Below are 16,444 nucleotides of genomic sequence, written 5' to 3'. Positions count from 1 at the left end.
ACCGTCACGCGTGGGCGTTGATCAAACGTGGACAAAAAGCTGATTCGCTGACACACCAAAGGGCCCTTGCGCGACATTCCACCCAGAAGGAAACCTGATAGCAGGAGGACGGCGTGGAATTTCGTGTGCTGGGTCCGCTGGAGGCGTGGCACGACCACACCACCGTGTCGTTGGGGGACCAGCAACAACGCTTCATCCTCGTCGTGCTGCTGCTGAACGCGAACAAGCCCGTGTCACCCGAACGGATCACCGAGGTCGTGTGGCCGGACCACCCGGAACGGCGCACCCTGGTCCGCGGCTACATCAACAAGCTGCGCAAGGCGTTCGACGGCACCGACGCCGAGATCGAACGCACGGCCACCGGCTACGTGCTGCGCGTCGAGAAGGACCGGATCGACGCGGTCCGGTTCGACCGGCTGCGCACGGAGGCCGCCGAGGCACTGCAGGACAACGACCAGCGGCGCGCCGTCCACCTGCTGCGCGAGGCCGTGGCGCTGTGGCGGGGCGACTTCCTCGAGGACATCAACATCGACCGGATCGGCGGCACCGAGGTGATCCCGCCGGACGAGGCGTACCTCGACGTGCTGGGCGACCTGGCCGAGCTGGAGCTGCTCGCCGGTGACCACCGTTCCGCGCGCGACCGGATGCGCCGGGCCGTCCGCACGAACCCGGACAACCAGAAGTACGCCGAGCTGCTGATGCGCGCCCTCATCGCGGGCGGCGACCGGGCCGGCGCGATCAGGGCGTTCGACACGGCGTCCGAGGCGCTCGCCGACCTGGGTCTCGAACCGGGCACGGTGCTGCGCAACCTCGCGGAACGCGCGCGGCGCGGCGAGCCGGTGAGCTCGCTGCCCTCCCGTCCAGGAGGCTTCACCGGCCGGGACGAGGAGCTCGCCACGATCGAGGCGGCCGCGGCCGGGTCGGACGAACGGCGCGCGGTGTGGATCAGCGGCGCCCCCGGCGTCGGCAAGACCGGCCTGGCCGTCGAAGCAGCGCACCGGCTCCGCTCCCGCTTCCCGGACGGCCAGCTCCTGGTGCGCCTCAACGGGTTCACCCCCGGCGTGACCCCGATGTCGGTGTCGGAGGCCCTGACCCAGCTGCTCACCGAACTCGGCGTGCCGGCCGAGCAGATCCCGGACACCGTGGGCCGCAAGGCAACGCTCTACCAAACCCAGCTCTACGGCACCAAAACCCTCGTGGTGCTCGACAACGCCTGGTCGCCGGACCAGATCCGGCCGCTGCTGCCCGAGGCGAGCGACTGCTTCGCGATCGTCACCAGCCGCAAGATGGGCGAGCCGGACATCAGCGAACACGTCCGCCTGACCCCCATGCCGCCGCACGACGCCGCGGCGTTGTTCCTGACGTTGGTCGGACCGCGAGCGCGAGGCAAGCAGGCCGACGTGGCGGGCCTGGTGAAGCGCTGCGGCTACCTGCCCGTGTCGATCACCATCGCGGCGGCGCTGCTGCGCAAGCACGACCGCTGGTCCCTCGACCACCTGCTCGGCCTGATGGACGACAGCGACCAGTGGCAGGAGGGCGCCGCCGCGATCCGCGCCTCGTACGGCCAGCTCGACGACCGCCAGCAACACCTCTTCCGCCTCTTCGGCCACCTACCGGGTCCGGACGTGGACCTCGTCGGCGCGGCGGCCCTCGCCGGTCTGGGCACGGCCGACATCCGCAGGCTGCTCTACGACCTGCACGAGGTGTGCCTGCTGGAGGAGGTCGCCCCGGACCGCTACCAGATGCTCGACTCCATCAAGGAGTTCGCCGCGGCCGGCGACCGCCCGACCGACGCCCTGACCCGCCTGTTCGACTACTACCTGGTGACGCTGGCGGGAGCGGTGAACGTCGCGTACCCGTTCGACCGCCTGGCATCTCCCACCGCGGACCGCGAAAGCACGTTCGCACTCCGCTTCTCGACGGAGCCAGAAGCCCTGGCGTGGATCACGGCCGAACGCGACAACGTGATGGCCGCGATCACCCACGCGGACTCGGACCACGCCTGGCGGCTGGCAGCGCTGATCTGGCGCCACTTCAACACGGCAAACCGCTTCGAGGACTGGCTCAAGGCCGTCGAGAAGGTCTGGCCCGAGGACGACCACGGCCAGGCCCACGTGCTGCAACGGCGTTCCACCGCCAACGACCGGTGCGGCCGTCACGCGGAGGCGCGGGACCTAGCCGGGCAGGCGCTGGAGCGGTGGACCAGGCTCAAGGACGCGGCGGGCGAGGCGGTGGCGCTGGGCGCCCTCGCCGTGTCCTCACTGCAGCTCGGCGACCACGACGAGGCGATGAAGCACTTCGAGGCCGCGCAGGCGAAGTGCGAGGAGTGCGGCGACCTCCGCGGCCGCGCCCACGCGTTGAGCTCGCTGGGCTTCATCAACGAGCAGCACCGCCACTACGACGTGGCGCTGGAGCAGCAGGAGAAGGCCGTCGAGATCCTGCGGGAGATCGGTTTCCGGCACGGGCTGGCTCACGCCCTCAACAACCTCGGTGCGATCCAGCAGCACCTCGGCCACTTCGACGAGGCGATCCCGACGCACTTCGAAGCGCACGAGATCGCCACCGAACTCGGTGACGCGTGCACCGCCGCCTTCGCGCTGACCAACATCGCCGACGCCCACCGCCTGGACGGTCAGCTCGACCTCGCGCTGCGCAACCACGACCGCGCGGACAAGATCGCGAAGGACCTGCGCGACCCGGACCTGCACGCGAGGCTTGCCCGCGACCGGGCAGCTACCGAACGGGACAGCGGCAGGCCCGGTGAAGCGTTGCTGCTCTACCGGAGGTCGCTCGACGTCGCGATGCGTGCCGGCAACCTCTCCAACCAGGCCCACGGCGAGATCGGCGTGGCCCGGACACTGCACGACCTGCGCCGGCACGCCGATGCCGTCCCGCACTGGGACGCCGCCGAGGCGATCTTCCGCGAACTCGGACAACCCGAAGCAGAAGAAGTGCCGGAGGAACGCGCGGCGCTGGACTGCGCGTGCGGTCAACGCTGAACGAGGCAATCGCCCCGGCCTCGCCGAAATAGGCCGGGGCGATTTCACGGCACGTCAGCCGTGCCACACGTTCCCGCCGCCGTCCTGCGTTTCCGTGGTGGTCGTGGTGGGAGGCGGCGGGTTGCCCTCGGCGTTGGCCGCGACACCACCGGAAACGGAGGCGGCGACGGCGATCGCGGCGAGCAGGGTGGCCGCGCCGGCCGCGACAGTGGACACGATTTTGGACATGGCGAATCCTCCGAAGGTGACGGAATTGATTTCCGGATTCGCCCGCTCTCTGCGGGCACCCTTCGAGCATTCGTCCTGGAAAAGCCTCTGACCAGGCGTTTCCTGTTGCCACAAAAGCGGTCAACCAGGAAACGCAAAAAGGGCGGCGTCCTCGCGGACGCCGCCCTTGATCACTTCCCGGCTTTCTTGATCTCCCCCATCAGCCACAATCCCACCGCTGGCCCATCAGAAGAAGTGCGCACAGCGAAGAAGGCCCCGATCATGATGATCGGGGCCTTCTTCGCTGTGCAGTGGACGATACAGGGATTGAACCTGTGACCCCTACCGTGTCAAGGTAGTGCTCTCCCGCTGAGCTAATCGTCCGAGCGGATGACGAGACTCGAACTCGCGACCCTCACCTTGGCAAGGTGATGCGCTACCAACTGCGCTACATCCGCGTGCTCCCCGGTTTCCCGTGGCGCGAGAGGAACTTTATCCGACCGCCCCCCGAAGTTCCAAATCGGCTGATCTCGAACCTGACGACCGATCTCGGAGGGCCGGGGGCGGAGCCCTCCGGGCGGGGTCTGGGGTTGCACCCCCGGAAAACACAACGGGGCGAGCCGGTTCGCGCTTTCCGCGAACACAACTCGCCCCGAGTACCGTGGACGATACAGGGATTGAACCTGTGACCCCTACCGTGTCAAGGTAGTGCTCTCCCGCTGAGCTAATCGTCCGAGGCGGAGACGGGAATCGAACCCGTGTACAGGGCTTTGCAGGCCCTTGCCTAAGCCACTCGGCCACTCCGCCAGGAGCATGATCCCGCGACGCGAACGCCGTGGAACCACAGAGCGGATGACGAGACTCGAACTCGCGACCCTCACCTTGGCAAGGTGATGCGCTACCAACTGCGCTACATCCGCGTACATCACTGACTTCATGATGTTGAAACGAAGCTTATACGAGGGGTGCAACCCGGTTTCACCGGGGGTGCCCGCTTCGCCTGCGCGGGCCCCCTACCTCGGTTTATTCAGCTCAGGTCGTTCGAGATGAGGTGCGTGAGCGCCTCGTCGACGTTGACCCAGAGGTGCTCGTTGCCCGGCACGACGACGTCGTAGGTCCGATCGAGGAAGTCGGCGAGTTCCTGGGCGGACGCCTCGAACATGGCGTGCCCGGACGGCGAGCTCAGCTCGATCACGACGACCTCGGGGTCGTCGGCGGCGGGGCGGATGCGGACGTCACCGTCGCCGGCGTCGGCGATGAGTCCGTCTGCGAGCAGGTCGCGGGCGTACACCCACTCGACCCAACCGGCGCGGCCGGTGCGGAACGCGGCGACGACCGCGTACGGGTCTTTCGTGTCGTATCGCAGCTCCACCTGAACCGGGACCGCGGGGGTCCTCGGCGCCAGCAGGTCGAAGACCGCTGTCGAGCGGAGCGTCACGTGATCGTTGCGCATCGTCGTTACCCTCTTCTCCCTTCCCGGTCAATGAAACGACCGAGCACCTCAGTTGTGACGTGCATGTGGCGAGGAACGCTCAGGAAACCGGCTCTAATCACCCCATCGGGTCAGCTCGACTCCACTACGCGATCGCTTGCACGCGTTCCGTGGCCTCCTCGCTCGTTAGCCGGCGTTCAGCGACCCCCATCTTGCTGGGTCTAACCTGAACCCGGTACCGGCTGTTGCGCGAATGTTGGACGTGAGGACATCTCTGGTGGCTGACTCGCCCGGCCCGCCCGTTGCGACGAGCGACGGCCGACCGACCGATTTCGAGCTCGTGCACAGACTCGCACAGGGCGACCGGTCGGCCTTCGGCGAGCTGTACGACAGGTACGGCACACCGGCGTACTCGCTGGCCAGGCGCATCTGCGTGGACCCGGAGCTGGCCGAGGACGTCGTCCAGGAAGCCTTCCTCGCGCTCTGGCGGCACCCCGCCAGGTTCGACCCCGCCCGCGGCAGTTTCGGCACCTGGTTGATGACTTTGGTGCACCACCGCGCGGTCGACGCCGTACGTAAAGAGAACACTCAACGTCGTCGGACTGTTCCCCTCACCGACGATGTGTCCCCTCCCACTGAAGGCTCGGACCACGCCGCGTTGGTCAGCGTCGTGAGCGCCGAGGTCAGAGCAGCCCTGCACAAACTGCCGGAAGAACAGCGCCAAGTGATCGCGCTGGCCTATCTGGGTGGCTACACGCAGTGCGAGGTGGCGAAACTGACAGGCGTCCCGCTGGGGACTGTGAAATCGCGCACGTTCGCGGCGATAAGACGCCTGAGAGGCACGTTGGGGAACTTGTGGGCCGGAGAGACCGGCGAGACGACAGGAGTTCACCGGTGAACGGCGACCTGTGCGCTCACGAGGAGCTCGCCGTCGGCTGGGCGATGCACTCCTTGGAGCCCGACGAGGAAGCACTGGTCCGCGACCACCTGCCGACCTGCACCACGTGCCAGCGCACCGTGCAGGCCACGCAGGAGGTGCTGGCGGGCATCGGCGGCGCGGTCCGCCAGGAACAACCACCACCCCGCCTGCGCGCGAGGCTGATGGAGCAGATCGAGCACATCCCGCAGGAGGCGCCCGCCGCACCGCAGCACGCCCCGCGCCACGCGGCCCCGATCCCGCTGCGCCCGCGACACCGCCGCCGCACGGGCCGCACCCTGCTGGCCGCCGCGGCGACACTGGCCGTGCTCGCGGGCGGCGGCTACCTCGGCGTGCGCGTGAACCAACTCTCCACCGAGGTGACGGCCTCGCAGAACCGCACGGACGACCTGAACAAGGCCCTCTCCCTGGCTGCCAACCCGGCCACGAACAGGGCGGTCCTGCGCACCCCGTCAGGAGACGAGGTGGCCGTGGTCCTCTCGAACCCCACCGAGGGCGCCGTCATGCCGACGAACCTCAAACCGAACGACTCGGGCCACATTTACGTAGTTTGGGGTGCGAGCACCAAAGCGCCGGTACCGTTGGCGGTGTTCGACGTGAGCACCGGCTCGACCGACCCGCGACTGCTGGCCTGGTCCGCCGACGCGCACAAGCACACGACTTTCGCGGTGTCGCTCGAACCAGGCCGCCAAGCCCCGCCGAAACCCTCGGAGGTGCTCGCGGGCGGTCAGGTTGCACCCGCCTGAATCCAAACAGGATGATCGACACATGACGAAGCCCGACGTGAAGCCCGAAGAAGAGCACAAGGGCTGGCGCCACTGGTTCCACCGCAACCCGGCGCTGAACCTGGCCTACCGCATCGGCGTGGGCGTGATCGGCGGCCTGGTGCTGATCGCGGGCATCATCATGATCCCGTACCCCGGCCCGGGCTGGCTGGTGGTCTTCGCCGGCCTCGCCATCCTCGCCACGGAGTTCGAGTGGGCGGGCCGCGTCCTGAAGTTCGCCAAGCGCTACTACGACCGCTGGGTCGAGTGGCTGAAGCGCCAGCCGTCCTGGGTCCGAGGCCTCGTGATGGCCGGCGTCTGCGCCATCGTCCTCGTCACCTGCTACTTCCTCAACGTGTTCGCGCTGGTAGGCGGCTGGTTCGGCCTCGAGTGGAGCTGGTTGCAGAGCCCGATTTTTGGTTCTCGTTGATGATGTTGTAGGCTATGGCCACACCGCGAGAGCGGGACAGCAAGACAACAGAACACGGGCGTTTAGCTCAGCGGGAGAGCGCTTCGTTCACACCGAAGAGGTCACTGGTTCGATCCCAGTATCGCCCATAGTGTGTTTCACCAGGTCACGCGGGGTGTCGACGATCTTCGTCGACACCCCGCGTGCGTTGCGTGGGAGCATATTGGGAGCAGAAGTCCTCGCCAAAACGCTAGATCCACGCGAAGTCTTGTCACCGAGATTCGCAAATCCGCAGGTCAGCGAATTGAGGCTCATCGGACTGGTGGCGACCTCTTCGTCGCCACCTAAGTAGTCACCACGCGTCAAGATCGTCTGACTCAGCATCTCGTCTTAAGGCCTGAATCAAGTCGCCTGTAGGCGTCTCGGTAACGCCAGTTCTATCACGGCTGACCCCTTGTCCCCCCAGTTACGGGTTGTAGTGCTGTTCGTACTCCCTCAGCGCGTGCCGGAGATGGGCCTCGTTCCAGATCAGCGTGCGGTCCAGGAGTTCGCCGCGCAGCGTGTTGAACCAGCGTTCCGTGCTGCTCGGCACCCATAGGGTCGCACACCAGGTAGACGAGCAAACATCGGTGGAACCTAGTTTGAGCTGTGAGATCTCACTGCTCTGGCTCGATCGGCACCTGGATATGGCTTCGCGCAACAACTACGCCGTCCTTGAGCACGTAGCACTCGACGTAATGGTCGCCCCTGAAGCTCGTCTCCTCCCGCCGTGCTGTGGACTGGTTTGCGTCGATGATCTGTCCACGAACGCGGTCTAGCCGTTCGGCTTCGGGCCCGCGGTTGAGGACCTTCCACTTGACTTTGTACGGCTCCGGCACCTCGCATTCAACGATCGCGAAGAGCAACTTCTTGCGTGGCCTCAGCGGCCACCGGCGCTGCAACATGGTTCGCAGCTTCTGCGGCCTGAAGCCGTCTTGTGACACCGTGCAGTCGATCAGCACGGTGTGCCGGATGTCCACGGGATACCTGTCCTCGATGAACTCCTCGGTATCCTTGAAGCCGACCGATTCACGAGCCGCAGCAGCTGCGGCCGCGCTGAGGACAGGCTTTCCGAAGACGGCCTTCCACTTCTTGTTCGCGACGGTCTTGCCCTCTGCGGCGATCGCCGCGTCACAGAGTTCGTAAGCGCGTTTGGCCCGGCTCTGGAACTTCTTCTTCACCTTGACCTGTTGCCCGCTCCCCAGAGCGGCGTAGTGCTCGTGGTCTTCCTCCTCCGACAGGAACTTGAAGAAGTCGCGGACCATCAACCCGTAGGACACCAGGGTAGCTGTGTGGTACTCGTCGTTGTCCCGGATGAAGTTGTGGGCCAACGTGTCGATGAGCAGACCACCCATGACGACGCCGTGCGCGTTCTTCCACGCACGCACCAACTTGCAGAGGTTCCTGAGGTTCCCCTTGCTCAACGCGTCCTTGGCACGGATCGCCTCGATCTCGGCACGTGGTTTGGTCACCTTCCACGACTTCGAGTAGGTGTCCGGGTACGAGAACGACTCGTCCTCGTTCTCGAAAACGGGCTGCACCTCGAACTTGAAGTTCTGGAACTGGACCACCACGACAAGCCGATCGACTTTGACCTCCGTGTCCGGGTACCGCGCTTTGATGGCGGTCCGGGCACGAGTGAGGATCTTCTCCGGTCCGTCTGCCTTCTTGTGCGCATCCCGGATGTTCGCAGGCAGGATGAACAGCATGTCGAGGTCCGAGATGCCGCGGATCGCTGAGCCTCGACCGTAGGAGCCGACCATCAACTGGTTCCTGGTCGACTTGTCGACGCCGCGGAACTCCTTATTCAGCGCCTTCACGATCTCCGTCCGGCGATTGATGATCGCTGCCCAGCGGGACATCCGCAAGGCGATCTGGGCTTACAACCACGCGGACTGGTACGTAAACGATGTGCTCGCTCAGGCGAAGAAGTACAGCGAAGCCATGGTCGGCACGGGAAGCTGCGACAACATCCAGGCACCGAATCACGCCGCGGCCCAAGCGATCGCGTTCGCCTGCGACCAGCTCGGAGAGCCCTATGTCTGGGGCGGCAACGGGGAGACCGGGTGGGACTGCTCAGGCCTTGTCACGGCCGCCTACAGGACTGCCGGGATCGCCATCCCTCGAACCACCCAGCCACAGTACGACGCTGGTCCCCTCATCCCCGCCGGCCACCCGCTCATGCCAGGAGACCTGGTCTTCTACGGCACACCGATCAACGTCCACCACGTCGGTTTATACCTGGGTGCGGGGAAGATGGTGCATGCGCCAACCTTCGGCCAGCCCATGCAGGTCAGCTCGTACCGCTGGACCGGCGACGACTACCTTGCAGCGTCTCGACCGACAGCAACGTCTGGTTTGTAGGTCCTGAACTCTCAAGGCCAAACCTCGGCATGCTGCGCTCCCTGCAGCCACCTACTTCAACGCCGCAACCGCGCAGCGTACGAGCCGGTTGGGCTGCAGGGAGCCGTACCTGACGAGCGTGCGACGTACCAGGTGGCCGTCACATGGCTCGATCAGCAGTCTGAGCAGGCGGCCGCGCGCGATCTAACTCTTGTCGGTCGCCGTTAGGCCGTTGGTGATCCGATCGACAGTTAGGGCAAGCTGTGCTCGTGTCAGCAGCAGTGATCACCGCGAGCGCAAGCGTGCTGGTCGCGGTTCTCGTGTTCGTTCTCAACCAGCGCGCTCAGGTCCGACAAGAACGTCGTCAAGCTCGACTTGCCAGGGTGAACAGCCAGCTTCGGGAGTTGTACGGGCCGTTGAACGCGCTCGTGGAGGTCAACGAGCGCATCTGGGAGGCTCTGCGGGGTTCGGGGTTGCCCGGCAAGGCGGATCGGACGCCCTCTCATGCCGACGTCGAGTGGCTGCGGTGGAGGAACCAGGCGTTGCAGCCGGTCAACCTTCAGATGCGTGATCTGATCGTCAACCATGCCGACCTGTTGGTGGAGCCTGATCTTCCGCAGCCGCTGCGCGACTTCTGCGCCCACGTGACTTCGCTGGAGATCGTGTTGGCAGCGGAATCCGACGGCATGCACCAAGTGACCCTCATCGGCCACCCTGGCACTCCGTTCGTAACGCACGTGCGTGAAGCCTTCCTCCGCCTTAAGCGGGACCAGCAACGTCTACTGGCTGAGGCGGATCATTCTCGGGTCGCCCAGGCCAGGTAGTGCTCGTCGTACGCATCTCGCACTCTTCGTGTAGTACCCTTCGCTGATCGGACTTTATTGCGACACATACCGACAGGCAACGGGGGCACTATGAGCACGAATGAAGCTGGGGTGCGCCTCGAAGCGGGGAAGTCGGGGAAGCCGTTGGTGCGGGTGTTCCTCAGCTTTGCGGGAGATGACGAGGCTCTAGTTCTTCGCCTGTGGGACCAACTGGCCGTCGCGACAGCCATCGACCGGGTGTATGAGTTCCAGCTCTGGCGATCAGACCACGGAATTCTTGTTGGCGAGGACTGGGACGGCCGGATCCACAGCGCGTTGTCTTCGGCTGAGGTCGGGATCGTCGCGTTGAGCAACGCCTTCTTGGGCAGCGAGTACATAACCGACGTCGAACTGCCCGCGTTCGTCGACTTCCCGGGCAAGCGTGTGGTTCCGCTACTACTTCGGCAGGTCAGCAAGCAGGCAGACTGGCATGGGTTGAAAAACAAGCAGATCTACGGCTATGAGCGACCATTCAGTGAAGTGCGCGGGTTGGCGGCGCGGGACGCGTGGGTTAACGGCCTGGTGGCCGAGGTGCACCGCGTGCTCACGCGGTATTCCATCCGCGATGACAGGCAGCAGTGATCCCCTATGCAACGGATCCCTCACACCACGGCTCGTACCAGGGTGCTCCGGGTGTCCTTGAAAGCGCTTGACCGCGAGGCGGTCGACTTGCTTCTGGATGCGATGCAAACGGCTGACGAGCTGTCGGTGGAACAAGTGCAGCGCTTGCTGTTCACCCAGCAAAGTCCGGCAGCCGCAACGAAAGCGTTGGAGCGCTTGATCAAGCGGGTGAACGCCGCCGCAACGGACGACCACGTGGACCTGGAAATACAGGTTCACGGCGCCAAGAAGTCAGGCGCGCGCGGCCGCACGCTGAGCTTCTGGGCTGAGCGCGTCAACGCCGCGGCAGCACCTCTGCGTGAGCACGAGGCGGTTCGTGACGTGCTCATCGAGGACCGGCAGGCGACTGTGCTCGGGCCGAGACGGATTGTGCTATGCAACGCCACGACAGATGACGGCAAAGCTGGGCGTTTGTGGGACCTGCTGGTCGAAGCGTTGGGCTGCGACCAGCACGGGATTGCCGTGTGGCGGTCCGACAAGGACGTGCTGGCTGGTGACGACCGGCACCAGCAGTTCCGCATCGAGGTGGCGCGCAGCGAACTGGTGGTCGTCGCGGTAAGCAATTCCTGGTACGCACAACCCGCGCTCGGCGAGACGTTGCATGCCTACAGCGGTTCCTCTGGCCCGACGGTGATGCCGGTGCTGCTGCGGCCGACAAGTCCCCGTGCCGGCGCGTTCGAGACCGGGACCGTCTACCCGGACACTCCTCAAGGCGTTCCTTTCAGTGGGTTGAGGAGCCAGTCAACCCAAGACAGGTGGGTGAACGGTCTGGTCGAGCACATCCACCGCCAGCTCGCCCGCGTGAGCGTGAAGCCGCTGCTCGATATGGGCACGAAGGACCGGCGCATGCTCAAGGACAAGCGTGGAGACCAGTTCTTCGACCTGCACGGCCGCCCCAGCGGCATGGATCCAGATACGACCGTCGGCGCTCACGACCAGGAACGGCGAATCAAGGACGTCGTGGCGTTCCTCGTGGAGTGGGCGCAAGACCCGGACAGTGCCCCACTGGCCGCACTACTAGGTGAATACGGCACTGGCAAGACGATCACGTGTCAAGAGTTGACTGAACGATTGCAAGAAGCCCAGTGGGACCAATCGCGGCCCGAACCACTGTACTTCGACCTCCGGCGCCTCGGAAACCTGAACAACGTGGTGCCGCCTTTGCCCACGATTCTGACCGAGTGCATCAACCACGGCTGGGCGTCAGGCGACACACGTCTACCGTCAGGCGAGGAGGTCATCGCGCGGGCCAAGACGGTCCCGACCCTGTTCGTCATCGACGGCCTGGACGAAGTCCTGGTCCGGCTCGACACGGCGCAGGGTGTTGCCTTCACCCACGAGTTGCTCAAACTTCGACCGATCCGTGTGAAGGGCAAGGACACCGTCCATGCACCGTTCGCCGGAGTGGACACCAAGGTTCTGCTGTCCTGCCGGACCCACTACTTCCGGTCGCTGCGGGAACAGTCCAGGCATTTCCTCGAACACGACCGTGATCTCGCCACCGCCGAAGACTACGTCGGGCTGATGCTGTTGCCGCTGACCAACGAGCAGATCCGCGGGTACATGGAGAAGGCACTTCCGGACGAGGACGTCACGCGGGTGATGGACATGTTGGGAGCGGTGCACGACCTGTCCGACCTGGCCAAGCGCCCGTACACGTTGGCCAAGGTCGCCGCGCAGATCCCGTTCATCGAGGACCGGCTATCACGACAGCGCCCGGTGCACGCGGCCACGATCTACAGGAAGGTCCTTCGCGACTGGCTGGCACGAGACCTCGGCAAGCACCGCCTGCGCCCTGACCACAAGCTCGTCCTGATGGCTCGACTGGCCGCCTGGTCGTGGCGGCGTGGTGATCGGCGGGTCGACAGCGCCGACCTCGACGACTGGCTCGACGAACAGCTCGCCACTGATCCTTTGCTAAGCAGGCGCTACGGGAGCATCTCCCGCGACCAACTCGAGGAGGATCTACGCACGGCCACGTTTGTCGTTCGCAGCGACCATGGCGGACCTGACCGTCCCGACTTCCAGTTCGCGCACAGTTCCATACACGAGTACTTCCTCGCCCAGTATCTCTGTGATGCGATACGTGATGACCGCCGTGAGGATTGGGACCTGCCCATCCCATCGACGGAGACGTTGGACTTTCTCGGTCAGTTGATCACCGACGATGACGATCAGGAGGCACTCCGTGCCACCTTGAACCGGTGGCGTACGCCGTACCTGGAAGGAGCTAGCGAACTGTGGCTCCGGTACACGCTCCATGCCCGCGCTCACGACCATCCACACCCCACACTGGTTGGAAGTGACCTCAGCGGTGCCCGGCTACGGGGCTGGCACTTCATCGGTACCGCGGCCAACCCCCTCGTGTTCACCGCCGCCACGCTCGTTGGAGCGGATGTGCGGGATACCCGCTGGGATCAAGTCAACCTCACCCACACGAACCTTCAGGATGCCCGCCTCGAGCGAGCCGTACTGCACGAAACCACAATCGTCGACGGAAGCCTGCGCAACACTAACCTCACCGGTGCGTTCCTCCACCACTGTCGTCTGAACAAGACAGACCTGACCGGCGCAAACACCTACAAACTCCGCCACGTCCACAGCGGCAATGATCTACCGACCCCGCAGACGCCCGTCCGAACCCGATTGCAGTACCTCACCGGCCACACCGACGGGGTCATGGGTGTGGCGTTCAGCCCGGACGGAACCCGACTCGCCACCGCCGGCGGCATCGACGGCACCGCGCAGATATGGGACCTGACCACCGGCGAAACCCTGCACACCCTCACCGGCCACACCGACTCGGTCACGGGTGTGGCGTTCAGCCCAGACGGAACCCGACTCGCCACCGCCAGCGACGACGGCACCGCGCAGATATGGGAAACAGACACCGGCGAAACCCTGCACACCCTCACCGGCCACACCGACTCGGTCACGGGTGTGGCGTTCAGCCCAGACGGAACCCAACTCGCCACCGCCAGCGACGACGGCACCGCGCAGATATGGGAAACAGACACCGGCGAAACCCTGCACACCCTCACCGACCACACCAGCTCGGTCACGGGTGTGGCGTTCAACCCGGACGGAACCCAACTCGCCACCGCCAGCATCGACGGCACCGCGCAGATATGGGACCTGACCACCGGCGAAACCCTGCACACCCTCACCGACCACACCGGCTCGGTCCGGGACGTGGCGTTCAGCCCGGACGGGACCCAACTCGCCACCGTCGGCGGCGACGGCGCGCGGATCTGGGACCTGACCACCGGCGAAACCCTGCACACCCTCACCGACCACACCAGGTCGGTCGCGGGTGTGGCGTTCAACCCGGACGGAACCCGGCTCGCCACCGTCGGCGGCGACGGCGCGCGGATCTGGGACCTGACCACCGGCGAAACCCTGCACACCCTCACCGGCCACACCGGTTCGGTCGCGGGTGTGGCGTTCAGTCCGGACGGAACCCAACTCGCCACCGCCGACGACGACGGCGCCGCGCGGATCTGGGACCTGACCACCGGCGAAACCCTGCACACCCTCACCGGCCACACCGGCTCGGTCCGGGACGTGGCGTTCAGCCCGGACGGAACCCGGCTCGCCACCGCCGGCGGCGACGGCGCGCGGATCTGGGACCTGACCACCGGCGAAACCCTGCACACCCTCACCGACCACACCAGCTCGGTCACGGGTGTGGCCTTCAACCCGGACGGAACCCGGCTCGCCACCGTCGGCGGCGACGGCGCGCGGATCTGGGACCTGACCACCGGCGAAACCCTGCACACCCTCACCGACCACACCAGCTCGGTCCGGGACGTGGCGTTCAGCCCAGACGGAACCCAACTCGCCACCGCCGGCGGCGACGGCGCGCGGATCTGGGACCTGACCACCGGCGAAACCCTGCACACCCTCACCGACCACACCGGCTCGGTCCGGGACGTGGCGTTCAGCCCAGACGGAACCCAACTCGCCACCACTGGCATCGACGACACCGCGCGAATCTGGGACCTGACCACCGGCGAAACCCTGCACACCCTCACCGACCACACCAGCTCGGTCACGAGGGTGGCGTTCAGCCCGGACGGAACTCGACTCGCCACCACTGGCGGCATCGATGGCACCGCGCGGATCTGGGACCTGACCACCGGCGAAACCCTGCACACCCTCACCGGCCACACCGACTGGGTCATGGGTGTGGCGTTCAACCCGGACGGAACCCGACTCGCCACGGCTGGAGATGACGGCACCGCGCGGATCTGGGAAGCAGACACAGGACAACCAGACCTGCTGATGGCAACATTCGCCAAAAACTCAACGGCATCATGGTCACAACTCACGAACACGTTGCTGTCCACCACCGGTGATGCATGGCTGTTTATACGAGCAGCTTGCCTCGACAGTCAGAACCGCGTTCTGAACCTTGAGCCGTTCGAGCTCTACTACAGTAAGCCAGCTCCGACCACGGCCACCTAGGGATTACATCTCATTCCGGCTTGTGCTGCAGTTGATCGATTCCACGACCCGAACCGAAGTCGTCATCGTGCAACCTCACCTGAGCAAGGCGATCAACGATCATCTGAGAGGAAAGAACGCGGCCTCCGCACCAGTTGAGGATCTTCTCCGGTTGCGACTTCTCGACGAGTTGCTGAACGCCGCACGATCCACTGTCACCGAGGTCGCCAACGAACTCGTCGTGATCGGCAGCCTCAAGTGACGACGGTAGTGAATGGTCAAATGACGGCCTCCGGTCATTGAACACTTGCGGTATCGGACTCGTCCGCCTCGCCGCCACGATCAGCCAGGCACCGGTATCCCTTGCGAGATACTGCTGCGATCCTCGATCTGCCTATCCAGAGCGGCGACGCTGCCGGCCTGCCGCGCGAACCGGGCACGGTACGCGGTCTCGACCTGGTACTCGCTCATCCACAACGTGTGCGCGCTGTCGCGGTATGGACTCGACATCCTGTCGCGGTCTTCGACAACGTGCAGCGTGTCCGAGCTAACCGGCACCGACGCCACCAAGAACCCCCTCGAGCTGTCCTCCGGAGTCGGGAACTCCTCGATCACCAGTCCCTTGAGCCATGGCCGGATCAGCGTGTTCGCCCACGACGCCAACTGTTGCCTCTCACGCTCACCGAGCGGGACGTGCTCGATGCCGCAGGCTTCTTCCTTTATGTCCTGCACGCCGTAGACGATCAGTCCGCCCTGCGTGTTCGCCATCGCGGCGACATCCTTCGCGAACTCCCAGCGCTGTTCCTCAATCGCCTTCCCCTCGCCCGGCCCGGACATCTCGCTGGCGGGGATCACGACGAGTTTCCAGTCGAGGTCAGCGGACTCACGGATGTGCGCTGTGACCGCCGCGGCGATCATCTCGCAGGTCGGCGGGCAGGGTGCAACGCCAAGCTCGGCGTGAACAGGACACCTCCGATGAGCATTGGGAGCACGGAGTGGGAGCAGACTGGGAGCAGTTCCGTGCGCTGAACGTGCCAGAACGGTCCTTAATGGACCTGAACGAACCCACGCTGACCTGCAGAAGCTTCGTTTCCGCAGTTCAGCGCGGCCTCTTGGCCATAGTTCACACAGAAGGAGTCCTCGAGCCGACCTGAACTGCACTCAACTGCGTCAAACCGCAGATCAACGGCCGCGAACGGACGCGTACGGCGATCACTGCACAGGTGAGCACTTAGTGCTTCCGGGAGCAGGCGACAGGACCGGATCTGGCAGCTCCGAACGCACGCTCATGCCGATGAGTGGACGCCGTACGGGTACGTGCCGGGCTTCAGACAGCGGCGGTTGCAGGGTCCCAGACGAGAATCGGGGCGGTGACGGGCACGAT

General features: G+C 65.3%; 14 protein-coding genes and 6 tRNA genes. 10 read left to right on the top strand and 10 right to left on the bottom strand.

Features of this window, described 5'->3' with window-relative positions:
* Window positions 1-113: 113 nt before the first annotated feature.
* The gene (locus ABZX02_RS42870) at window positions 114-2,999 is read left to right on the top strand and encodes a tetratricopeptide repeat protein (protein WP_355307676.1); all 2,886 of its coding nucleotides are present in this window, start codon (window positions 114-116) and stop codon (window positions 2,997-2,999) included.
* Between the two features lie 54 nt (window positions 3,000-3,053).
* Here the strand turns inward: ABZX02_RS42870 and ABZX02_RS42865 are convergent, their stop codons facing one another.
* The 7 genes from ABZX02_RS42865 to ABZX02_RS42835 form a co-directional block, all read right to left on the bottom strand.
* On the bottom strand, window positions 3,054-3,227 hold the full coding sequence (locus ABZX02_RS42865) for a hypothetical protein (RefSeq protein WP_355307675.1): 174 nt from the start codon (window positions 3,225-3,227) through the stop codon (window positions 3,054-3,056).
* Between the two features lie 291 nt (window positions 3,228-3,518).
* Window positions 3,519-3,590: transfer RNA gene (locus tag ABZX02_RS42860), tRNA-Val, on the bottom strand.
* A 1-nt stretch (window position 3,591) separates the two neighbouring features.
* Window positions 3,592-3,664: transfer RNA gene (locus ABZX02_RS42855), tRNA-Gly, on the bottom strand.
* 204 nt (window positions 3,665-3,868) lie between these two features.
* Window positions 3,869-3,940 (bottom strand) — tRNA-Val (locus ABZX02_RS42850).
* A 1-nt stretch (window position 3,941) separates the two neighbouring features.
* Window positions 3,942-4,013: transfer RNA gene (locus tag ABZX02_RS42845), tRNA-Cys, on the bottom strand.
* A 40-nt stretch (window positions 4,014-4,053) separates the two neighbouring features.
* Window positions 4,054-4,126 (bottom strand) — tRNA-Gly (locus tag ABZX02_RS42840).
* 107 nt (window positions 4,127-4,233) lie between these two features.
* Window positions 4,234-4,659: an SsgA family sporulation/cell division regulator gene (locus ABZX02_RS42835; RefSeq protein WP_030477975.1), complete on the bottom strand. Its 426-nt coding sequence runs from the start codon at window positions 4,657-4,659 to the stop codon at window positions 4,234-4,236.
* Window positions 4,660-4,915: 256 nt separating this feature from the next.
* Here ABZX02_RS42835 and ABZX02_RS42830 point away from each other — a divergent pair, with 256 nt between their 5' ends.
* The 4 genes from ABZX02_RS42830 (at window position 4,916) to ABZX02_RS42815 (ending at window position 6,897) form a co-directional block, all read left to right on the top strand.
* Window positions 4,916-5,536 carry a sigma-70 family RNA polymerase sigma factor gene (locus ABZX02_RS42830; protein ID WP_355307673.1) on the top strand — a complete coding sequence of 207 codons (621 nt, stop codon included), beginning with the start codon at window positions 4,916-4,918 and terminating at the stop codon, window positions 5,534-5,536.
* Window positions 5,533-6,321: an anti-sigma factor gene (locus ABZX02_RS42825; protein WP_355307671.1), complete on the top strand. Its 789-nt coding sequence runs from the start codon at window positions 5,533-5,535 to the stop codon at window positions 6,319-6,321. The genes ABZX02_RS42830 and ABZX02_RS42825 overlap by 4 nt, the downstream gene beginning before the upstream one ends.
* A gap of 22 nt (window positions 6,322-6,343) precedes the next feature.
* Entirely contained in the window at window positions 6,344-6,769 is a 426-nt protein-coding gene (locus ABZX02_RS42820; RefSeq protein WP_355307669.1) for a TIGR02611 family protein, read from the top strand.
* 56 nt (window positions 6,770-6,825) lie between these two features.
* Window positions 6,826-6,897: transfer RNA gene (locus ABZX02_RS42815), tRNA-Val, on the top strand.
* Window positions 6,898-7,214: 317 nt separating this feature from the next.
* Here the strand turns inward: ABZX02_RS42815 and ABZX02_RS42810 are convergent.
* Complete coding sequence (locus ABZX02_RS42810) at window positions 7,215-7,340, bottom strand: hypothetical protein (protein WP_355307667.1); 126 nt, start codon at window positions 7,338-7,340, stop codon at window positions 7,215-7,217.
* A gap of 64 nt (window positions 7,341-7,404) precedes the next feature.
* Window positions 7,405-8,607 carry a nucleotidyltransferase gene (locus ABZX02_RS42805; protein ID WP_355307665.1) on the bottom strand — a complete coding sequence of 401 codons (1,203 nt, stop codon included), beginning with the start codon at window positions 8,605-8,607 and terminating at the stop codon, window positions 7,405-7,407.
* A gap of 19 nt (window positions 8,608-8,626) precedes the next feature.
* On the opposite strand from ABZX02_RS42805, the gene ABZX02_RS42800 reads away from it, so the two are divergent.
* From ABZX02_RS42800 to ABZX02_RS42780, 5 genes are all read left to right on the top strand, one after another.
* The gene (locus ABZX02_RS42800; RefSeq protein ID WP_355307664.1) at window positions 8,627-9,151 is read left to right on the top strand and encodes a C40 family peptidase; all 525 of its coding nucleotides are present in this window, start codon (window positions 8,627-8,629) and stop codon (window positions 9,149-9,151) included.
* A gap of 248 nt (window positions 9,152-9,399) precedes the next feature.
* Window positions 9,400-9,954: a hypothetical protein gene (locus ABZX02_RS42795; protein ID WP_355307662.1), complete on the top strand. Its 555-nt coding sequence runs from the start codon at window positions 9,400-9,402 to the stop codon at window positions 9,952-9,954.
* Between the two features lie 111 nt (window positions 9,955-10,065).
* On the top strand, window positions 10,066-10,575 hold the full coding sequence (locus ABZX02_RS42790) for a toll/interleukin-1 receptor domain-containing protein (protein ID WP_355307660.1): 510 nt from the start codon (window positions 10,066-10,068) through the stop codon (window positions 10,573-10,575).
* A gap of 51 nt (window positions 10,576-10,626) precedes the next feature.
* Window positions 10,627-15,081, top strand: a complete 4,455-nt coding sequence (locus ABZX02_RS42785; protein WP_355307658.1) for a pentapeptide repeat-containing protein — start codon at window positions 10,627-10,629, stop codon at window positions 15,079-15,081.
* A 22-nt stretch (window positions 15,082-15,103) separates the two neighbouring features.
* Window positions 15,104-15,322, top strand: coding sequence for a hypothetical protein (locus ABZX02_RS42780; RefSeq protein WP_355307656.1), 219 nt, complete (start codon window positions 15,104-15,106; stop codon window positions 15,320-15,322).
* 80 nt (window positions 15,323-15,402) lie between these two features.
* Here ABZX02_RS42780 and ABZX02_RS42775 read toward each other — a convergent pair whose 3' ends face one another.
* Window positions 15,403-15,978 (bottom strand): ATP-binding protein, encoded by a 576-nt coding sequence (locus ABZX02_RS42775; RefSeq protein WP_355307654.1) that lies wholly within the window; start codon window positions 15,976-15,978, stop codon window positions 15,403-15,405.
* Between the last annotated feature and the right edge of the window lie 466 nt (window positions 15,979-16,444).

It is taken from the genome of Lentzea sp. NPDC003310 (assembly GCF_040610935.1).
In the GTDB taxonomy this organism is placed as follows: domain Bacteria; phylum Actinomycetota; class Actinomycetes; order Mycobacteriales; family Pseudonocardiaceae; genus Lentzea.
The sequence above is the reverse complement of the archived record's forward strand: the minus strand, read 5'-3'. Positions and strand labels throughout refer to the sequence as shown.

Coding starts and splice junctions, on each gene's coding strand:
- ABZX02_RS42865 (WP_355307675.1), bottom strand. CDS start 3,227: ATGTCCAAAATCGTGTCCACTGTCGCGGCCGGCGCGGCCACCCTGCTC.
- ABZX02_RS42835 (WP_030477975.1), bottom strand. CDS start 4,659: ATGCGCAACGATCACGTGACGCTCCGCTCGACAGCGGTCTTCGACCTG.
- ABZX02_RS42820 (WP_355307669.1), top strand. CDS start 6,344: ATGACGAAGCCCGACGTGAAGCCCGAAGAAGAGCACAAGGGCTGGCGC.
- ABZX02_RS42800 (WP_355307664.1), top strand. CDS start 8,627: ATGATCGCTGCCCAGCGGGACATCCGCAAGGCGATCTGGGCTTACAAC.
- ABZX02_RS42775 (WP_355307654.1), bottom strand. CDS start 15,978: ATGATCGCCGCGGCGGTCACAGCGCACATCCGTGAGTCCGCTGACCTC.